The 18,436-nt window shown below is 64.0% G+C and carries 16 protein-coding genes and 1 pseudogene; 14 read left to right on the top strand and 3 right to left on the bottom strand.

Features of this window, described 5'->3' with window-relative positions; all coding sequences use genetic code 11:
* The first annotated feature begins 24 nt into the window (after positions 1 to 24).
* Together IRT45_RS25545 and IRT45_RS25540 are read left to right on the top strand one after the other, a co-directional pair.
* Positions 25 to 870 (top strand): SDR family oxidoreductase, encoded by an 846-nt coding sequence (locus IRT45_RS25545; RefSeq protein ID WP_194808413.1) that lies wholly within the window; start codon positions 25 to 27, stop codon positions 868 to 870.
* A 54-nt stretch (positions 871 to 924) separates the two neighbouring features.
* Positions 925 to 2,016 (top strand): ferredoxin--NADP reductase, encoded by a 1,092-nt coding sequence (locus tag IRT45_RS25540; protein WP_194808432.1) that lies wholly within the window; start codon positions 925 to 927, stop codon positions 2,014 to 2,016.
* A 95-nt stretch (positions 2,017 to 2,111) separates the two neighbouring features.
* On the opposite strand, the gene IRT45_RS25535 is transcribed toward IRT45_RS25540, so the two are convergent.
* Positions 2,112 to 2,786 (bottom strand): TetR/AcrR family transcriptional regulator, encoded by a 675-nt coding sequence (locus IRT45_RS25535; RefSeq protein ID WP_194808412.1) that lies wholly within the window; start codon positions 2,784 to 2,786, stop codon positions 2,112 to 2,114.
* Between the two features lie 89 nt (positions 2,787 to 2,875).
* Between IRT45_RS25535 and IRT45_RS25530 the strand changes: the two genes are divergently transcribed.
* The 11 genes and pseudogenes from IRT45_RS25530 to IRT45_RS25480 all read left to right on the top strand — a co-directional run bounded on the left by IRT45_RS25530 (position 2,876) and on the right by IRT45_RS25480 (position 16,063).
* The gene (locus tag IRT45_RS25530; protein ID WP_194808411.1) at positions 2,876 to 3,811 is read left to right on the top strand and encodes an alpha/beta fold hydrolase; all 936 of its coding nucleotides are present in this window, start codon (positions 2,876 to 2,878) and stop codon (positions 3,809 to 3,811) included.
* Complete coding sequence (locus IRT45_RS25525) at positions 3,808 to 5,427, top strand: AMP-binding protein (RefSeq protein WP_194808410.1); 1,620 nt, start codon at positions 3,808 to 3,810, stop codon at positions 5,425 to 5,427. Before IRT45_RS25530 ends, IRT45_RS25525 begins: the two co-directional genes overlap by 4 nt.
* Positions 5,424 to 6,905, top strand: a complete 1,482-nt coding sequence (locus IRT45_RS25520) for an NAD(P)/FAD-dependent oxidoreductase (protein WP_194808409.1) — start codon at positions 5,424 to 5,426, stop codon at positions 6,903 to 6,905. Before IRT45_RS25525 ends, IRT45_RS25520 begins: the two co-directional genes overlap by 4 nt.
* 26 nt (positions 6,906 to 6,931) lie before the next feature.
* A complete protein-coding gene (locus tag IRT45_RS25515) occupies positions 6,932 to 8,269 on the top strand; it encodes a cytochrome P450 (RefSeq protein ID WP_194808408.1) in 1,338 nt (445 codons plus the stop codon).
* Between the two features lie 349 nt (positions 8,270 to 8,618).
* Positions 8,619 to 9,521: pseudogene (locus IRT45_RS25510) on the top strand (oxygenase MpaB family protein); the annotation flags it as partial.
* Between the two features lie 84 nt (positions 9,522 to 9,605).
* Positions 9,606 to 10,937 carry a cytochrome P450 gene (locus tag IRT45_RS25505; protein WP_194808431.1) on the top strand — a complete coding sequence of 444 codons (1,332 nt, stop codon included), beginning with the start codon at positions 9,606 to 9,608 and terminating at the stop codon, positions 10,935 to 10,937.
* Positions 10,938 to 10,950: 13 nt separating this feature from the next.
* The gene (locus IRT45_RS25500; protein ID WP_194808407.1) at positions 10,951 to 12,504 is read left to right on the top strand and encodes a succinic semialdehyde dehydrogenase; all 1,554 of its coding nucleotides are present in this window, start codon (positions 10,951 to 10,953) and stop codon (positions 12,502 to 12,504) included.
* 109 nt (positions 12,505 to 12,613) lie between these two features.
* Positions 12,614 to 14,131, top strand: coding sequence for an AMP-binding protein (locus IRT45_RS25495; protein ID WP_309241152.1), 1,518 nt, complete (start codon positions 12,614 to 12,616; stop codon positions 14,129 to 14,131).
* A gap of 5 nt (positions 14,132 to 14,136) precedes the next feature.
* Positions 14,137 to 14,958, top strand: coding sequence for an SDR family NAD(P)-dependent oxidoreductase (locus IRT45_RS25490; RefSeq protein WP_228535072.1), 822 nt, complete (start codon positions 14,137 to 14,139; stop codon positions 14,956 to 14,958).
* A gap of 2 nt (positions 14,959 to 14,960) precedes the next feature.
* Positions 14,961 to 15,152 (top strand): ferredoxin, encoded by a 192-nt coding sequence (locus tag IRT45_RS25485; RefSeq protein WP_194808404.1) that lies wholly within the window; start codon positions 14,961 to 14,963, stop codon positions 15,150 to 15,152.
* A 224-nt stretch (positions 15,153 to 15,376) separates the two neighbouring features.
* Complete coding sequence (locus tag IRT45_RS25480; RefSeq protein ID WP_194808403.1) at positions 15,377 to 16,063, top strand: TetR/AcrR family transcriptional regulator; 687 nt, start codon at positions 15,377 to 15,379, stop codon at positions 16,061 to 16,063.
* A gap of 133 nt (positions 16,064 to 16,196) precedes the next feature.
* Here the strand turns inward: IRT45_RS25480 and IRT45_RS25475 are convergent, their stop codons facing one another.
* On the bottom strand, positions 16,197 to 17,114 hold the full coding sequence (locus IRT45_RS25475) for an SDR family NAD(P)-dependent oxidoreductase (RefSeq protein WP_194808402.1): 918 nt from the start codon (positions 17,112 to 17,114) through the stop codon (positions 16,197 to 16,199).
* Positions 17,115 to 17,231: 117 nt separating this feature from the next.
* Between IRT45_RS25475 and IRT45_RS25470 the strand changes: the two genes are divergently transcribed.
* Positions 17,232 to 17,906: a TetR family transcriptional regulator gene (locus IRT45_RS25470; RefSeq protein WP_194808401.1), complete on the top strand. Its 675-nt coding sequence runs from the start codon at positions 17,232 to 17,234 to the stop codon at positions 17,904 to 17,906.
* A gap of 79 nt (positions 17,907 to 17,985) precedes the next feature.
* On the opposite strand, the gene IRT45_RS25465 is transcribed toward IRT45_RS25470, so the two are convergent.
* The gene (locus IRT45_RS25465; protein ID WP_228535052.1) at positions 17,986 to 18,216 is read right to left on the bottom strand and encodes a hypothetical protein; all 231 of its coding nucleotides are present in this window, start codon (positions 18,214 to 18,216) and stop codon (positions 17,986 to 17,988) included.
* Positions 18,217 to 18,436 lie beyond the last annotated feature (220 nt).

Genomic DNA, 18,436 nt, shown 5'->3' with positions numbered 1-18,436 from the left:
CAGCGTCGATAAAGGAATGAAACCATGAAGGACTTCAAGAACAAGGTTGCTGTCATCACCGGATCGGGTTCGGGGATAGGCCGCGCGCTCGCATTGAACCTGGCGCGCCGAGGGGCGAAGCTTGCCCTCTCGGATATCGACTCTGCCGCGGTGGCCGACACCGCCGCACGGTGCGAGAAGATCGGAGCAATCGCGGTTCCATACCAGGTGGACACCTCCGATCGCAACGAGGTCTATGCGTATGCCGACGATGTACGGAAGGAATTCGGTGAGGCGAATCTGGTCGTCAACAACGCCGGGGTCGCCCTGAGCGCCAATATTATCGACATGTCCTGGGAAGACTTCGAATGGGTCGTGAACATCGACTTTTGGGGGGTCGCACACGGCACCAAAGCCTTCCTTCCGGATCTGGTGGCCTCCGGTGACGGCCATATTGTCAATATCTCGTCGGTTTTCGGGCTGATCGGCGTTCCCTCGCAAAGTGCTTACAACTCCGCAAAGTTCGCCGTTCGGGGTTTCACGGAGGCGCTGCGGCAGGAAATGCGGATCGGGCGATATCCGGTAGGTGTCACGTGTGTTCATCCCGGCGGCATCAAGACGAATATCGTCGCCCACGCACGCGGTGCCGGTGAGTCGGAAGAGGAACGTGCCGAGGCGAGCCGGCAGTTTCAACGCATCGCGTTCACCCGGCCGGAGGGTGCGGCTCGGGCTATCGTCCGGGGTATCGAGCGAAACCGGCCACGGGTGCTGATCGGCCCCGACGCGCGGGGATTCGACCTGATTCCGCGGATTCTCGGGCCGCGTTACCAGGACATCGCGGCGAGTCTCGCGAGTCGGTCCCGTATCGCCTCCCAATTCGATCGAAAGTAGCCCTGAACCGCGCTGTCGATGAAGCGCGCTGTCCAACGAGGTACACGACGCGAAATGTCAGAAGAAGATAGTACGACCGCGGCCCGGCCCGACGTTGCCGGCACCGGGCACGGCAACACGCATGTTCACAATCTCACAGTCGTCGAAGTCATCCGCGAAACAGGTGATGCGGCCTCCCTCGTACTCGAAGTCCCGGAGGCGCTCGTCTCTAAATTCAAATACCATCCCGGGCAATTCCTCACGATACGTGTACCGAGCGACCGGACCGGGGCGGTGGCGCGATGCTATTCGCTGTCGAGTTCCCCCCACCTGGACGACGACCTGGTGGTGACAGTCAAGCGAACCGCCGGAGGATACGCTTCGAATTGGTTGTGCGACAACGCCGAGGTCGGGATGCGGCTCACGGTTCTGACTCCGTCGGGGGTGTTCGTCCCGAAATCATTGGACGTCGATCTATTGCTGGTCGCCGCGGGCAGCGGAATCACGCCCATGATTTCCATTGCGAAGTCGACGCTGATCGGCGGGAGTGGCACGGTCTACCTGTTCTACGCGAACAAGGACGAGAAGTCGGTGATCTTCGGCGACGAACTCGACGACATCATGCGTGAGTTCCCGGATCGGCTTAATGTGGAACATTGGCTGGAATCCGAACGCGGGCTGCCGACGGTGAACGGTCTGATCGACTCCCTCGGGGCCTATTCGGCATATGACGCCTTCGTCTGCGGGCCGGCCTCGTTCATGGAGGTCGCGCGGTCTGCTCTCGGCACCATCGGCGTGCCCGACTCCAGGCTCCATATCGAGCTGTACCGGTCCCTTTCCGGAGATCCGTTCGCCGATATCGAGGTAGCCGAGCCCACCGATGGTGAGACTCCGGCAGGCGTGACGGTGGAGTTGGGTGGCCGGAAGATCCAGTTACGGTGGCCACGGAATGCGAAGCTCCTCGACGTGCTGCTGAGCCAGGGTTACGACGCGCCCTTCTCGTGCCGCGAAGGAGCATGTAGCGCCTGCGCCTGCACGGTGCGCAGCGGCGAGGTCAAAATGCTCCGCAACGACACGCTGGTGGACGCGGATATCCGCGTTGGGCTCACGTTGGCGTGCCAGGCCGTCCCGGTCAGCGATTCCATCGACATCGCCTTCGACCAATAGCACAGGACCACCTCATGATTTCGACCGGTGTACGACTGATCCCCATTGCGAATCCGGCCGTCGCCGTGCCTCGTCGGTGCCCGGCGTGGGAACTGTCATTCGGCGGTCGACGAGACCACTGCGATCGGCGTATCGAAATCTATATGTATGCGATTCGCATGCGCAGTGGCCTGGATCATCGCGCGAACGGTTTTGGTCACACGATCGAGCAAATGATCGAATTGGATGTTCGCCGTGCCGTGTTCGAGCCACCAGTGTCCCCCGATCATCACGCTACCGACAATCATCTGAGCATCGAGTTCGACATCCGTACCTGTGCCTCCGAATGTGGTAATCATTCGCCGGAGAATAGCGGCGACATCGTCGGAAATGGTGGCTCGCCTGGCGATGTGCTCGCCTTCCAGATCAGGCGTTTCCGCCATTATCTGTACAGCGAGGCGAAACATATTCGGATGCTCGTGCACGGCCTGGAGGTAGGCCGCGACGCACGAATGCACGAAGTCGCCGACGGTGACGTCGGGGTCGGCGGGTACCGTCACGATCCGCTCGTGGAGCTGGGAGCGCATACTTTCCAGAATCGCACGCACCAGTTCCGCCTTGTCGGTGAAGAACCGGTACAGCGTCGGCTTCTGGATCTTTGCTTCCCTCGCGAAATCGCGCATCGTCGCCTGCGGCCCGAGCGTATCGATCGTCCGCATGGCCGAAACGACCAGTCGCTCCCGAACCTCGGCTCGGTGAGCGACCCAGCGCTCGGTACGTGCGTCCGCCATAGAGGTTCTCCTGTTCGTTTCATCCCGGCCGAGGATCCGCCTACAGCCGAGACGCCCCTTAGCTGTTGGCCATGCAGAGAGGAAAGACCATGGTACTGAGCAATCTGGAGCATTCCACCTTCGACAGTTCGGGATCGGAGGCGGCGCAGCGCTTCACGACATCGGACGGGACCACCCTGGCACTGTGGCGCGGGGGAGCGGCCGATTCGGTGGTCACCTATCTGTTCGCCCACGGCTGGACGCTCGACCACCGCTCCTGGGACGACGTGAGGGCGCGCATGGAGGCCGCGGAGTCCGACGCCGCCTTCCTCACCTACGACCATCGCGGACACGGTCTTTCCGATCGCCTGCCGCCCGGAACCGGAAATCTGGAACGTCTCGCCGACGACCTGGCGGAAATCATCGCGTCACAGGTGGCCGGGCCGATTGTCCTCGTCGGCCATTCGATGGGCGGGATGACGATCGCCACGCTCGGGGAGCGGCATCCCACGCTGGTCGCGGACCGTGTCGCGGGCGCGGCATTCGTGGCCACCACGGCCGGGCCCTTCTTTCCTCGCCTGCGCCGCAGCCCATTCTTCTCCGAGCGTGTGATTCCTTGGTACTTCGCCCGAGGAGAGCGGTCGGCGCAGCGGCCGCCTTCCCAGCGAGCAGCCCGGCTCAATGCACGTGCCGTGCTGTTCGGCCGCGATGCCCGCAATGAGGACATCGACCGCGCGCTGGCGCAGGCGGAATTGGCCGGCCCGGGCGTCACCGTCGAATTCGGCATGTCGATGTCCAGGCACAGCCGGCTCCGCGCGCTACAGCCCTATGCGGCCAAGCCGGTGGCGGTGGTCGGAGGCTCCATCGACCGCTTGTGCCCGCCGCGGCATTCGATCGCGCTGGCGGCGGCTCTGCCGAACGCGTCTTTGACCCTGCTACCCGACGCCGGTCACTTCCTGCCCTACGAGCGCTCCGCAGAGGTGGTCGGGAGGCTACGTAGCGTCCGGCGGGCAGCGGGCCTGGGGGCCGGAGGGGGGAGATCGTGACCTTCGGAAGCCCGTTTCGAGACGTCAACGTCCCCGATGAGTCGGTATTCGACTTTCTCTTCGCCGATCTCGACAGCGGCGACAGCGAGCGGCCGGCCCTCATCGACGGGATCTCCGGAGAAACCATCACCTACGGCCAATTGGTCGCGACGATTCGAGGGGTCGCCGCGACTCTTACGGCCCGAGGTTTGACCGTGGGCGCCGTCATTGCCTTATATGCGCCGAACAGTCCCGCGTTCGCCGCGGTATTCCATGGGATTCTGCGGTCCGGATGTACCGCCACGACGGTGAATGCGCTCTACACCAGCGACGAGGTCGCCCACCAACTGGTCGATTCGCGGGCCTCGCTGGTATTCACCGTGTCCGTCCTGGCGGGTCGCGCTGTGGAGGCGGCAGTGTCGGCCGGCCTGTCGGCAACCGACGTGGTGGTGATCGACAGCGACGATCCGCTCGGGCCCACGGGTTTGGAGGGTTTCATCGCTACCGCGTGCGAGACCGATCTCGACGCCGTCCATCCGTTTTTCGCCCCGTCCTCGCATATCGCCGTGCTGCCGTATTCGTCGGGAACGACGGGCCGGCCCAAAGGGGTGATGCTCACCCACCGCAATCTGGTCGCGAACGCATGTCAAATCGACCGGATCATGGGGATCGGCCGGAACGATCGCGTGCTCGCACTGCTGCCCTTCTTCCATATCTACGGGATGACTGTGCTGCTCAATGCGGCACTGCGCCGCCGCGCCACATTGGTCACCATGCCGAGATTCGAGCTGGCGCAGTTCCTCCGGACCGTATCGGACTTCCGCTGCACCTACCTCTTCATCGCGCCGCCCCTGGCCATTGCGCTGGCCAAGCATCCGCTGGTCGACGAGTACGACCTGGACTCCGTACATACCATTCTGTCGGGCGCCGCTCCCTTGGACGCGGCACTGGGACGTGCTGTCGGTGACCGCCTCGGCTGCCGGGTCCGGCAAGGATACGGAATGTCGGAGATGAGCCCGGTAAGCCATGCGATACCGGCGGAGTGTGACGATATCAGTCTGGCCTCGGTCGGATATACCGTGCCGAACATGCAGTGCAAGTTGCTCGATCCCCAGAGTGGTGCGGAAATAGAAATTCCGGACGTCGGGATCAGTGCGCCCGGCGAATTGTGCTGTCGAGGTCCGAACGTCATGGCAGGTTATCTCGGCAATCCGGAGGCGACCGCCGCGGCCCTCGACGCCGACGGATTTCTACATACCGGCGATATCGCGACCGTCGACAGTCGTGGTGTCGTAACCATCGTCGATCGGCTGAAGGAACTTATCAAGTACAAGGGTTATCAGGTTCCACCCGCTGAACTCGAGGCCGTCCTGCTGACGCACCCAGCGATTGCTGATGCCGCGGTGATCGGCGCTCTCGACCACGACGGCGAGGAGATTCCCAAAGCCTTCGTCGTGCGCGGCCCCGGTGCTGATATCGACGTGCCTGCCGTCATCGCCTACGTTGCCGAACGAGTTGCACCGCACAAGAAGGTACGTGCCGTCGAATTCGTCGACGTCGTTCCCAAATCATCGACCGGAAAAATTCTGCGGCGTGAATTGCGTGCACGCCCGGGTAATGGGCAGGAGCCAAGATGAGCGAGACGTATTTCGACGTATTGATCGTCGGAGCAGGATTGTCCGGAATCGATGCAGCATATCGTTTGCAAACCGAATGTCCCGGAAAGACGTACGCCATTCTCGAAGGGCGGTCGGCGTTGGGAGGAACGTGGGATCTGTTCCGCTATCCCGGTATACGCTCCGACTCGGACATGTTCACTCTCGGCTATCCCTTCCGGCCGTGGGACCAGCCGGATGCCATCGCCGCCGGCCCGGCGATCCTTTCCTACATCAGCGACACTGCCCGCGAATACGAGATCGACCGACATATCCACTACGACCACCAGGTGACCACCGCCGCGTGGTCCTCGGAGTCGGCGCGGTGGACCGTACAGGCGACGTCCGGCGACGGATCCGTACGAACATTCACGTGCCGTTTCCTGTACCTCTGCAGTGGTTATTACAGCTACAAAGAGGGGTACACCCCCGAGTTTCCGGGCCGGGATAGATTTCAGGGCACCGTCGTCCACCCGCAGCAGTGGCCGGAGAATTTGGACTACTCGGGTAAGAAGGTTGTCGTGATCGGCAGCGGCGCCACGGCGGTGACGTTGGTTCCCGCGATGGTGCCGGAGGCCGGGCATGTCACCATGCTGCAGCGCTCGCCCACTTATGTGGGCGCGGTACCGGGCCGGGATCCGATGGTTGCCAGGCTCCGGCTGCTGGTGTCACCCTCGCGGGTAGCGAAGATCGCACGCTGGCGAAATCTGGCACTCGGGGCGGTCATGTGGCAGTTCGTCAGGCGTTTTCCGAAAAGTTCGCGGTCGATGCTGCAACGCGTTGCGGACAAGCGACTCGCTGGCTCCTCGGTATCCGCCGATCCACATTTCGTCCCCGACTACGACCCGTGGGACCAGCGATTGTGCCTGGCGCCCGACGGTGACCTGTTCGAGGCACTGAAGTCGGACCGGGCTTCGATTGTCACCGACAAGATCGCGCAGTTCACATCCTCCGGTATTCAACTCGAGTCCGGAAGGCATCTCGACGCGGATATCATCGTCACCGCGACCGGGTTGCAAGTTGTCGCCGCCGGGGAAATCGATCTGGAAGTCGATGGCCGGAAAGTCTCCCTGCATGACAAGTGGGCCTATCGGGGGGTCATGTACAGCGATATGCCCAACTTCGCCTGGTGCATCGGTTACACCAACGCGTCGTGGACGCTCCGTGCGGATCTGTCGTCTCGCTATGTATGCCGTCTGCTCAACTACCTCGACGAGCACGGATACGACTTCGCCGCTCCGTCGACCGGGGGTAAGGACTTTCGGGAACGCCCATTCCTGAATTTGAAGTCCGGGTATGTATTGCGAGCCCAGAGCGTCATGCCGAAACAATCCGATCGTGCGCCTTGGCAGGTGCGCCAGAATTATCTCCTCGATTTCGGGACGATGAGGTTCGGAAACATCGGTGAGAGCATGGTCTTCGGGCGCCGATCGCCGAAGTCTGTATCGCTGCGGGCCTGATCCGGGACGATGGGAAAGAATTCTCGATGAGTAGCGTGGACACCGCCCTCCCCATCAATCTGCCGCCTGGCCCGCGTGCGCCGCGGGCCATTCAGGGGGCAACCTACCTCGCCGGTCGGCGCCGGGCGTTGCATCGGACATGGGAACGATACGGGCGCGCATTCAGCCTGAACGTCCCGCTGCTCGGCGAAGCCGTCGTCATATCCGATCCCGACCTGGCTCGGCAACTGTTCGCCGCGGGCCCCGAAGTCGCGGGAAATGTGGAGCCCAACCTGGGCCGAATTCTCGGGCCGGGCTCATTGTTCGCTCTCGATGGTGACCCGCACCGGAGACATCGCAAAATACTCTCGCCGCCGCTGCACGGCCGGCGGATGCGAGGTTACGAATCGCTGATCGAAGAGGAGTACCGTCGCGAGGCCGACCGGTGGGCAGAGAACCACGAGTTCCCGATCCTCCCGTCGACGATGCGTATCACTCTGAATATCATTCTGCGGGCGGTATTCGGTGCCGACGGCGACGAGTTGGAAGAGCTGCGGGTGTTGATGCCGAAGATCGTCACCCTCGGATCCAGGCTCGCGCAATTTTCGACAGCGACGCTGCGCCGGGGACGATTCAGCCCGTGGGTACGGTATCGCGGACTTCGGGACCGGTACGACTCACTGATCCGCACCCTGATCGGTCGCGCCCTCGCGGATCCGGATCTCGAGGAGCGTGCCGATATTCTCGCTCTGCTGCTGCGGGCGAGGTACGAGGACGGCGAATCCATGGCGCACGAGGATATCGCGGACGAGTTGTTGGCGTTGCTGACCGCCGGCCACGAAACCACGGCCAACACCCTCGCCTGGGTGGTGGAGCGGCTACGCCGGCATCCGGAAGTGCTCGCTCGCCTCGTCGCCGAACTCGATACCGGCGACCTCGGCTTCCTGCAGCAGACCATCTGGGAGGTGCAACGAATTCGCCCGGTGATCGCGGGAGTTGCCCGGCAGGTCAAGATTTCCAGGATGCAACTGGGGGAGTGGGTCATTCCGAAGGACCGCCGGATCATCGTCGCTTTCGGTCTGATGCATCAGGACCCGTCGGTATATCCCGATCCGCTCTCCTTCGATCCCGGCCGTTTTCACGACCGGAAGCCGGATTTCACCGCATGGTTGCCGTTCGGTGGCGGAAATCGGCGCTGTATCGGGGCCGAATTCGCGAATCTCGAGATGCGAATAGTGTTGCGGGCGCTGCTGCGCGATTTCGAACTGCTACCGACCGCTGAGCGGGACGAGCGGTGGCGCGACCGCGGTGTCGCGTTTGCTCCGGACAGAGGCGGACGGGTGGCCCTCCGCCGTCGAGAACAGCGGGGGTCGGCGATGTCGTGATCCATCCGTGGGTGCCGGCCGCGCAACCGCGGGCCGGCCGGGGTTTCTCGATTCCGGCGCGATCCGCCCTGCGGTGAACGCGGCACTGCGTTTTCGACGACCGCCGCGTCATGAGTCTTGACCCATCGATGTGATTGAGCGCACAATTATACCGACGGTATCTGATACCGGTGGTCCGTGGTTGTCGTCTCCGCCGACCACTGTCGTTATCTGACAGGAGCTCGCGCATATGCAGAAGCCGAACACTGCCTCATCCGAAACGCCCGGCGTCGAAGCGATTGCGGGCACCGTGCCGCCGCACGAGCCCGGGCCCGGCCCGATCCCGGACAATGGAAAGCCCACCGCCACAGTGGGATTCGATGAGAGAATCCGAGAGGCGGTGGCGGCCCCGCTGACGGACGAACCGCCGGCCCGCCTCGGTCCGGACTCGCTGACCTGGAAGTACTTCGGCGACGTCCGGTCCTTGCTCGGGTTTCAGCGCATCGCCGGTACGGAGAACTGCATCGAGCAGTTGGCGAAGGGGGTCGAGGATCACTCGGTGTTCTTCGAGGATCCGATTGCTCGGGGTAGGCGCACCGAGCCACCGATCGCGAAGACACTCTATTCGGCGGAGCCGGACTACTGGGGCCGGACGGTTCGTGATTTCCACAAGTCCATCAAGGGGACCATCGACAGTGACGGCTCGCGCTACCACGCTTTGAATCCGGAACTGTTCTATTGGGCGCACGCCACTTTCGTCGACCAGGTCATCTACGCCACCGACACGTTCATCCGGCGGCTGTCCTACGCGGAGAAGGCGCAGATTTTCGAGGAGTCGAAGATCTGGTACCGGCTCTACGGTGTCAGCACACGCAGTCAGCCCGAGACCTATGAGGAATTCACCGCGTACTGGGATTCGATGCTCGAACGATTCGTGCCCACGCCGACGATCCTGTACGCGACCGGATACCTGCGGAAGGGAATCCCGAGGCCGAAGCGGCTCGCGAATCTACCGCTTCCGGTGTGGAAGCTGCTGTCGGCGCCGTTGAACGGCTTCCTCCGAACGGTGGTGGTCGGCACGTTGCCCCAGCAGATGCGCGATGTGTGCCGCCTGGAATGGGATGACAGGAAGGAGAAGCGGTTCCAGCGCTTCGCCGCGACGATGCGAGTGCTCAATCCGGTATTCAACCGGCTCCCGGTGGACAGGCTCTATTCGCCGTGGGCGGCCGAGGCGTGGAAACGCGAAGGTATCGACCCTCGAAAGATCCTGAACGGCAAGCCGTCCGGCCGCCCGACCACACGGGCCGTCACCTCTCCGAGCAACGTCACCACCCCGGCGAAGGTCCGTACGCGCGATCTGGCGAAGCCGCCGGCCGGCAGTGGGTTGAAACCGGTTCAGGGTCCTGCACTGCCGTCCGTGCCGGATCTGCTGCTCTTCCGAAAGAACCCACAGCAGTATGTGGCCGAGCAGCGCGCGACGTTCGGCGACATCAGTTTCATCGCGGGCCCGGGAGGCAAGATCGTCACTCCGCTGAGTCCGTCGGGATGTGAGGCTGTCGCGTTGAACCGGGACAAGGCGTTTGCCGCCGAACCCGCATGGGGATTCATGATCGGCAGATTCTTCCGGCGCGGCCTGCTGCTCATGGATTTCGACGAGCATCGCGATCACCGACTGGTATTGCAGCAAGCGTTCACGACCAAGAATCTCGAGGGGTACCTGCAGCAGATGCAGCCCATGATTCGTGAGCGGGTGGCAGCATTTCCCAGCGGCGACCGGGTCCGGCTCCTGCATGAACTCAAAGAGCTCACTCTCGATGTGGCGCTGGAGATCTTCCTCGGATTGCGTCTGCCGCGCGCGGAGGCCGATCGCATCAACAAGGCGTTCGTCGATTGTGTCGATGCCGGCCTCGCGTGGGTCCGGTATCCGCTACCCGGAACGAAATGGTCGCGCGGAGTGGCCGGCCGCGCCGTGCTCGAGGAGTTCATGTACGAACATCTGCCCGCCAAACGAGCGACCCGCACGCCCGACCTCTTCTCCGCCCTCTGCCATCTGAGCAGCGACGACGGACGCCGATTCAGCGACCAGGACGTCGTCGACCACATGATCTTTCTTCTCATGGCGGCACACGACACCTCGACCATCACGATGACCACGATGGCGTACTACCTGGCTCAAAACACCGAATGGCAGACGCGAGCACGAGCGCAATCGCGGGAACTCCCGGCGGAAATCGCCTACGACACACTGCCGAAGTTCACCGTGCTCGACTCGATCATGAAGGAATCGCTGCGGCTCAATGCCCCCGTTCCGGGTTTGTTTCGCGAAGCTGTCCGGGACACCGAGATCGACGGCTACTTCATTCCCGCGGGCACCCGTGTTTCGGCCAACGCCATCGTCAACCATTACAACCCTGAATTGTGGTCCGACCCCTTCCGATTCGATCCGGAGCGGTTCTCGCCGGAGCGTGCCGAGGACAAATCACACAAGTTCGCCTGGATGCCCTTCGGTGGTGGCGTGCACAAGTGCATCGGTCTCTATTTCGGCCAGTTGGAGATCAAAACGGTCATGCACAACCTGCTGCTCACCCACGAATGGACGGTACCGCCGGGTTACCGATGGAAGCTCGACTATTCGACGCTACCGGTGCCGAAGGACGGCCTGCCGGTCAGATTGACCACACTCTCCTGAACGGCGGCCGGAAATGACAGAGGCGAGTTTCCCGCCCAGAATCGATCGACAGCTCATCGACCGGTTGCGCGACCAGCTACCGAAGTCCGTCGAAACACACTGTGCCGTCGCACCTTTCTGCGGAAACGAACTTCCCTGGGTGCCGCAGTCGGATAGTGCCGCGATCGACGGCGCCGCGGAGGCCGGACGAATCGCTCAGCGCGACTGGGGTTCCCGGCCGATCCGCGAGCGCGAGCGAATCGTCCTGCGATTCGCCCGGCTCGTGCTCGACTACCACGACCAACTGTGCGATCTGATGCAATGGGAGACCGGCAAGGCCCGGATACATGCCGCGATCGAGGTGCTGGGCGTGGTATCCGTCGCACAGCACTACGGGACCAACTCCCGGCGTTACCTCGCCACCCGGAAGGTTCCCGGAATGGGCGGACCGGTCCGCGCGGCGGTCGGATATCGCGCACAGGGGCTGGTCGGGGTGATCGCACCGTGGAACTACCCGTTGTTTCTCGCGGTAGGTGACGTGATCCCGGCATTGATCGCGGGAAACGCGGTGTTGTCCAAGGCCGACTCGCAGACTCCGTGGACGCTGTTGCTGGCGCGCAGCCTCGCGGTGCAAGCGGGAATTCCCGGGCCCATCTGGCAGGTGGTGGCCGGTGCGGGGAGCCGGATCGGGCCCGACATCGTCGGAGCTGTCGACTATGTGTGCTTCACCGGGTCGACCGAGACCGGACGTGCTGTTGCCGGGCAATGCGCCGCCCGGTTGATCGGCGCGTCGCTGGAACTCGGCGGTAAGAATCCGATGATCGTCTGCGCCGACGCCGATATCGACGCCGCCGTTACCGGGACTGTGCAGGCATGCTTTTCGAGCGCCGGCCAGATGTGTATCGGGATCGAGCGAATCTATGTGCACGACAGCGTGTATCAGCGCTTCCTGGACGCGCTGGTAGCGGCGGTCGGCAGACTCCGGCTCGGCGCGGGCTACGACTTCGCCGTCGATATGGGCTCGCTGACCTCGCCGCGTCAGCTCGCCGTGACGACAGACCATGTCGGCGACGCGATCGGAAAGGGTGCGCGGGTCCGGGTGGGCGGCAGGCCCAGGCCCGACCTCGGACCACTGTTCTTCGAACCGACCGTGCTGACCGGCGTCACACCTGAGATGTCCGTCTATGGCGAGGAAACGTTCGGCCCGGTGGTCTCGGTGTACCCGGTGGCATCCGAGGACGAAGCCGTACGGCTCGCGAACGAGGGCGACTACGGTCTCTCGGCGAGTGTGTGGACGCGAGATATGGCCCGCGGCACGATGATCGGCGAGCAGATCGTTGCCGGCACCGTCATGGTGAACGACGGCTACCTGTCGGCGATCGCTTCGATCCACGCCCCGATGGGCGGAATGCGCCGCAGCGGCCTCGGGCGACGCCACGGTCGCGAGGGGATTCTGCGCTACACCGAGCCGCAAACCGTGACCACCCAAACCCGCCCGACGGCCTATCCCGACCGGATGCGCGGTGTCGCGCTCGCCGCGCTCCGGCAGGCCGTCCGGGTGCGGTTACGAGTCGCCCAGCGAATGTGAGCAGACCATGAAGCGATTCTCAGCGGCCGGCCGAGTGGCCGACGAACTGCGAGCCGGACGAATATTGTGGCGAGCCGGTGCTGTTCCACGGGACCCCGGCCTCGTACGAGTGAGCGCGCAGGCGGCGCAGCGATACGGCGGACTGGGCGGCATGCCGACGGCCTGGGCATCCGTTCGGCCCACCGCGGTCGCCGTCATCGACGATCGGCGGTCGTTGACCTTCGGGCAATTCGCCGAGCGAAGTTATCGCCTTGCCAACGCTTTTCGCCACGAGTTCCCCGGCGCTACGGCGACGGTGGGGATCATGTGCCGCAACCATGCCGACGCGCTGGTCACGATGTTCGGGGCAGCGGCGACCGGCGCCCGGGTGGTCCTGCTGAATACGGACTTCGGGCCGGCGCAGGTCAGTGCCGTGTGTGCCCGAGAACGGATCGACGCGCTCGTCTACGACGATGAATTCGCCGACACCACAACGGGATTCGAGGGAAAACGATGGCAATCGTGGACCGCGTCGTCTCCGCACGACAGCGAGCTCGACCGATTGATCGCCGCCCATCCCGCGGCGCCGCCGCCACCGGCGCCGAAGGCGGCGTCGCTGGTGATCCTGACCAGCGGCAGCTCGGGTGTCCCGAAGGGTGCTCCGCGCAGCGAAACCCGTTCGCTGTTGCTTCCGGCCGGGCTGTTGTCGCGAATCCCGTTGCGCGGCAACGACAAGGTGCTCGTCGCCGCGCCGGTATTCCACGGCTGGGGCCTGCTGGTGTCGACCCTTGTCCTGAGCCTCGGCTCCACGCTGATACTCCAGCGTCGCTTCGAGGCCACGCGCGCCCTGCAACGCCTCGGCGACGATCGGTGCGGCGCGTTCATCGCCGTGCCGACCATGGTGCGCCGGATGCTCGACCTGGGCGACGCGGCGTTGTCGGGCGTCGACCTGTCTGCGCTCCGCATCGTGGCAAGCGGCGGCGCCCGGCTGGAGCCGACGCTGGTCACGGCGGCGGCTCGAACGTTCGGCCCGGTGCTGTACAACCTGTACGGCTCGACCGAAGCCTCATTCATCAGTATCGCCACCCCCGCCGACCTCGCGGATGCCCCGACCAGCGCCGGTAAGCCGCCCCTCGGCGTCACCGTTCGTATCACGGACGAGGCCGGGCGCGCGGTGCCCGCGGGCTCCGAGGGGCGCATCAGGGTACGCACACCAGGCCAGATCGAGGCCTATACCGACGGTCGCCGGGGCAACAGCGACGACGGGTACTTCGACACCGGCGACCGCGGCCGGATCGACGATGCCGGCCGGCTGCACGTGCTCGGGCGTTCCGACAACATGATCGTTTCCGGCGGCGAGAACGTGTACCCGGAGGAAGTCGAACTCGCCCTGCACGCGCACGACGGCATCGCCGACGCGGCGGTGGTGGGCGTGGACGACACCGAGTTCGGGCAGCGCCTGCGCGCGTACATCGTCCCGGTGGCCGGTACGCAACTCGAAGCCGGCGATATCCGGACCCACCTCGCCGCGCTGTTGCCGCGCTCCCGGATGCCACGCGACATCGTGATCGTCGCCGAACTGCACCGAACCGATTCCGGGAAGGTCTCGCGCCACACCATCGACGAACTGAAGGAGCTTCATCGGTGAAGGGAATGAATCTCACCGGCCGTGTCGCCGTGGTGACCGGAGGTGCACGAGGCATCGGCCGCGCGACGGCCGAGGCGTTACGAGATGCCGGCGCGAAGGTCGCCATCGGCGACATCGACACCGGCGCGCTCGCCGAGACGGCGGCGCGACTCGGGGTTCTCGGCGAAGACCTCGACGTCACCGACCCGCTGTCGATATCGGAATTCCATGCCACCGTCGAGGAGCGGCTCGGGCCGATCGATGTGTGGGTCAACAATGCCGGCATCATGCCGGTGGGTTCGATTTTCGATCAGAACCAGCCCATGATCGAGCGGACGATCGACATCAATCTGCTCGGCGCGGTCAACTGTGCACGGATCGCCGCTCGGGCAATGGTGGCCCGGGGCGAGGGCCGCATTGTCAACATCGCGTCGATTGCGGGGCGGATTCCCGCTGCCGGGATGGCGGTCTACAGCGCTACGAAATTCGGCGTGCTCGGCTTCGGCGAATCGCTCGACGCCGAGCTGAGCGGACATGGCGTTCGCGTGTCCACGGTGTTGCCATCCTTCGCGGCAACCGAATTGATCGACGGCCTTCGGCCCGCCCGCGGGATGGAACCGGTTCCGCCACGGGCTGTCGCGACGGCCGTGGTCGACGTGGTCCGCCGCGGCGACAGGCTCGCCGTCGTGCCCACGTCGTTGGCGGCGCTGTCCGCGTCCTGGATCCACTTACCTCGTCCATTGACACGGTGGTTGAGCCGGCGTGCGGGGCTGGACCGTGTTTTTCTCACCGCGAGTGGCGATCGTTCGAACTACGACAGCCGAATTTCCAAGGGGACCAAGCCATGAGAGTGACCGTCGACGCCGGCAGGTGCGCGGGCCACGGCATTTGCGAAGCGCTCGTGGCGGAGGTCTTCGTCCTCGACGGCACCGGGAGGTCCACGGTTCGCGCCGGTTCGATTTCCGAGGCGGATCGTCTGCCGGTGGAGCAGGCCGTCGCCTGCTGTCCCGCACAGGCAATTTCGTTCAGCGAAGACGAGTAGCCGGATGTAACCGCCGGTAGCCACTTTCGATCGCGGGGACGATTATCGGTTTCCGGCTGCCGAGTTCTATTTTGTGAAGTGTGCATGCCGGAATGCCCGTGCGGTTTTCTCGAAAGCGCCGCCGGCCGAGGCAATGACCACCAGTGGAATGTAGGCGAACGGCCGTTACCTGATACCATCGGTTCGGATCGAGTGTCCGTACATATGAGCGATTGGGAGAGCTTGTGGGCGACGCGCGGACGGAGCGCTGGGTGGAACACCGTGCGGAAGTGCGGCGTCAGCTGGTAGCCGCTGCCACGCGGGCGATCGACGACATCGGCCCCCAGGTGAGTATGCGCGAGATCGCGGCGGAGGCCAAGGTTCCGAAACCGACGCTTTATCGGTTCTTCAAAGACAAGGGTGAGCTGGCAGCGGCAATTGGAGACCAGGCCCGGGAAGATATCATCGAAGAATTGACCAAAGCGCGCGAATCTTCTGTCGAGACGATCGGAGAGTTGATCGATGTCGCGTTGACGGGACACGCCGCGCTGATCGACCAACATCCCAATATCTTCAAATTCTTGGTTTTCGGCGCGGATAGTGTGGGTTCGCACGCCCTGGAAAATTCCCGCGCAATTGCGAGGGAGATAAGCACTATATTGGAGACGATCCTCCGTGCGGCGGGCGGTCGAAGCGTGGAGGACGCGATGTACGGGCCCATGATTGTCGGTCTGGTTACCGGCGCGGCCGATGCGTGGATGCGTGGCGCGGAGTCGCCGCGAATGGGCGGGACCTTCGTGGAGCGGGTACGGCCCGCCGTACGCGCGCTCGTCGGCCTCGCCGGTGCCCACGCCGGCGTGGACATCGACTTCGATGCCCCCGTACTGGCGCGGCTGCCCGTCTTCACGGCCGGTGAGCCGGGCACACCGTGACGGTGTAGCCAGTACTTAGCGGATCGTGTTGCGATGCACGAACAATGCGCGCGGTTTCCCCGACCCTCCGATCGTGGGCGAGGTAAGTGACGATCGCCGCGGACGAATGCTCGCACCGTTGCGGCGGCGCTTGTCAGATCTCGTAAGTCACTCCGGTGAGCTGCTCGGAGACGGTCCACAAGCGCTTCTGAGCGTCGAAGTCATGAGATCGGGCGTTCGAGCCCACCACTCGCGGGTATCCACGGTTCTGTCCCAGTCCGTCAGGACCGTAGAACTGGCCGCCGATCACCGCTGGATCGGTCGCCGCGCGCAGAGTCGGCAGGGCTCCCATGGCTGCACTCTGCACAATCAACGGCCCAACCGTTGGCGCCAAGCGCTGAATCACGGACGGGTAGTTGCGGATCAAGTTCGTATTCGCCCCGCCGGGGTGCGCCGCTACCGCCACGGTTGTCGCCCCGTGGGCGGTGAGCCGGCGTTGCAGCTCATAGGTGAACATGAGGTTGGCCAGCTTGGACTGACCGTAAGCACCGATTCTGTCGTAGGACTTCTCCCACTGCAGATCGTCGAAGTGAATCCGGGCGCGGATGCGGTGCCCCAGACTGCTGACCGTCACCACCCGGGACTCCGGGGCCTTCAGGAGGAGGTCCAGTACAAGTCCGGTCAATGCGAAGTGTCCGAGGTGGTTGGTGCCGAACTGCAATTCGAACCCGTCGTCGGTGGTCCGGCGCGGGGGGTGCATGACGCCCGCGTTGTTGATCAGCAGGTCGATACTGGATTGTGTCGCATGCAGTTCGGCAGCGGCCGCTCGCACGGATTCGAGCGAGGACAGGTCGAGTGCGAGCAGGCTCGTGCGCGCGCCGGGCACGGCTTCGACGATGCGGCTGACCGCCTGCCTACCCTTTTCGACGTCGCGGACGGCCAGAACGACCGTTGCTCCCTGCGCCGCCAGCACGCGGGCGGTTTCGAAGCCCAGACCCGTGTTGGCTCCGGTTACCACGGCGAGCCGGTCCTGCTGTTCAGGAACGTCGTCTTCGGTCCACTTGTGCGCCATCGTTCCTCCAACGCTGGGGCCCGCTGATTACGGACCGCCGGTCTCTTATATTGCGCTGCTCACAATAAGAGACCGGCGGTCTATAGTCAACGGGCGCCCGGTCGGTAGCATCTCTGCGTGGGATTTCAGCGAGCGCGCACACGAGAGCAGCGGGAGGTGCGGCGGCAAACGATCGTGGATACCGCGGCGGCGATGCTCACCGAAATGCCGGTTGCCGAGTTGTCTCTCAACGACCTCAGTCGGCGGGTGGGTTTGGCGAAGTCGAATGTCTTGCGCTACTTCGAATCTCGCGAGGAGATCCTGCTCGAACTACTCGATAGAGGATTTCGTGAATGGCTTTCCGAGATCGAGGGCGAGCTGTCCGCGATCGGTTCGCACCTGTCGGCCGATGAGCGAATAGATCGACTCGCCGCTGTTCTCAGCCGCTCCCTTCAGGAGCACACCGTGCTGTGTGATCTGGTGAGTGCTCAAGCGGGCGTCCTCGAACACAACGTGTCGGTCGAGGTGGTGGTGCGCTACAAGCGGTCCACCCGGGACAACCTCGGGATCCTTGCGGAACGGATACGTCGAGTGGTACCCGAACTCGGCGAGAGCAGCTGGGCGATCTGCTTGATGGGAGTGGCGCTGGCAGGGGGCCTGTACGCTCATGCACGGCCCTCGGCCAGTACGGTCGCCGCGTACAGTGTCGATCCCAGTCTGGCTGTGCTTCGCATCGATGTCGGCGCGGCTTTCGAACAGACTCTGGTCACATTGATGTCGGGTGTGTTGTATCGCTCGGGCGGATCCATGTGACGTCTGCCGCGTACACCGGCGCTGCACCTGGGCTTCGCGGGCCTCATCGGCAAGAAACCGATACCCGAACTCCGGGTCATCACGGTTCGCGACGAACAACGCGTTGGCTCGGTGCCTCGGCGATCTCGCCGGCGGTTACCGGTTCAGCCAGCCATCGGTAGTAGGGTTGGCGAGCGAGCTGCAGTACCCGGCACGTCACCGCCACGGGAATCCCTTCGGCGGCAAGCTCTTTCGCGAGCGGGTAGAGCCTTTTCCCGATAGATGGATACGCTGCTGCGCGTCGCAGCACTTCGTTCTCCTGCTCCAGCAACCGGATACGACGTCGAGCATCACGCGACTCGGCAGACTCCGTCCGCGTCGGCCACGACCCGGACCACATCGTCACGGAACTCCTGCGGATAGGGCTTGGGCAGCGAACATCCTTCCAGGCCCACCTCCCGGCAAGCCAGATCGATGTCACCTATCTGTGCTGCAGCCCCATATGTATGCCGCTGAGAACTCCGCCAGCTGACAGAAGGTCTGCACAATTT

Origin of the sequence: Nocardia sp. BSTN01 (assembly GCF_015354405.1) — a bacterium.
Taxonomy (GTDB): Bacteria; Actinomycetota; Actinomycetes; order Mycobacteriales; family Mycobacteriaceae; genus Nocardia.
This window is presented reverse-complemented; position numbering and strand designations above follow the sequence as displayed.

Bases quoted from the DNA above. Each gene is read 5' to 3' on its own strand.
- IRT45_RS25540 (WP_194808432.1), top strand. From the start codon at position 925: ATGTCAGAAGAAGATAGTACGACCGCGGCCCGGCCCGACGTTGCCGGC.
- IRT45_RS25520 (WP_194808409.1), top strand. From the start codon at position 5,424: ATGAGCGAGACGTATTTCGACGTATTGATCGTCGGAGCAGGATTGTCC.
- IRT45_RS25515 (WP_194808408.1), top strand. From the start codon at position 6,932: ATGAGTAGCGTGGACACCGCCCTCCCCATCAATCTGCCGCCTGGCCCG.
- IRT45_RS25545 (WP_194808413.1), top strand. From the start codon at position 25: ATGAAGGACTTCAAGAACAAGGTTGCTGTCATCACCGGATCGGGTTCG.
- IRT45_RS25490 (WP_228535072.1), top strand. From the start codon at position 14,137: ATGAATCTCACCGGCCGTGTCGCCGTGGTGACCGGAGGTGCACGAGGC.
- IRT45_RS25475 (WP_194808402.1), bottom strand. From the start codon at position 17,114: ATGGCGCACAAGTGGACCGAAGACGACGTTCCTGAACAGCAGGACCGG.
- IRT45_RS25535 (WP_194808412.1), bottom strand. From the start codon at position 2,786: ATGGCGGACGCACGTACCGAGCGCTGGGTCGCTCACCGAGCCGAGGTT.
- IRT45_RS25500 (WP_194808407.1), top strand. From the start codon at position 10,951: ATGACAGAGGCGAGTTTCCCGCCCAGAATCGATCGACAGCTCATCGAC.
- IRT45_RS25530 (WP_194808411.1), top strand. From the start codon at position 2,876: ATGGTACTGAGCAATCTGGAGCATTCCACCTTCGACAGTTCGGGATCG.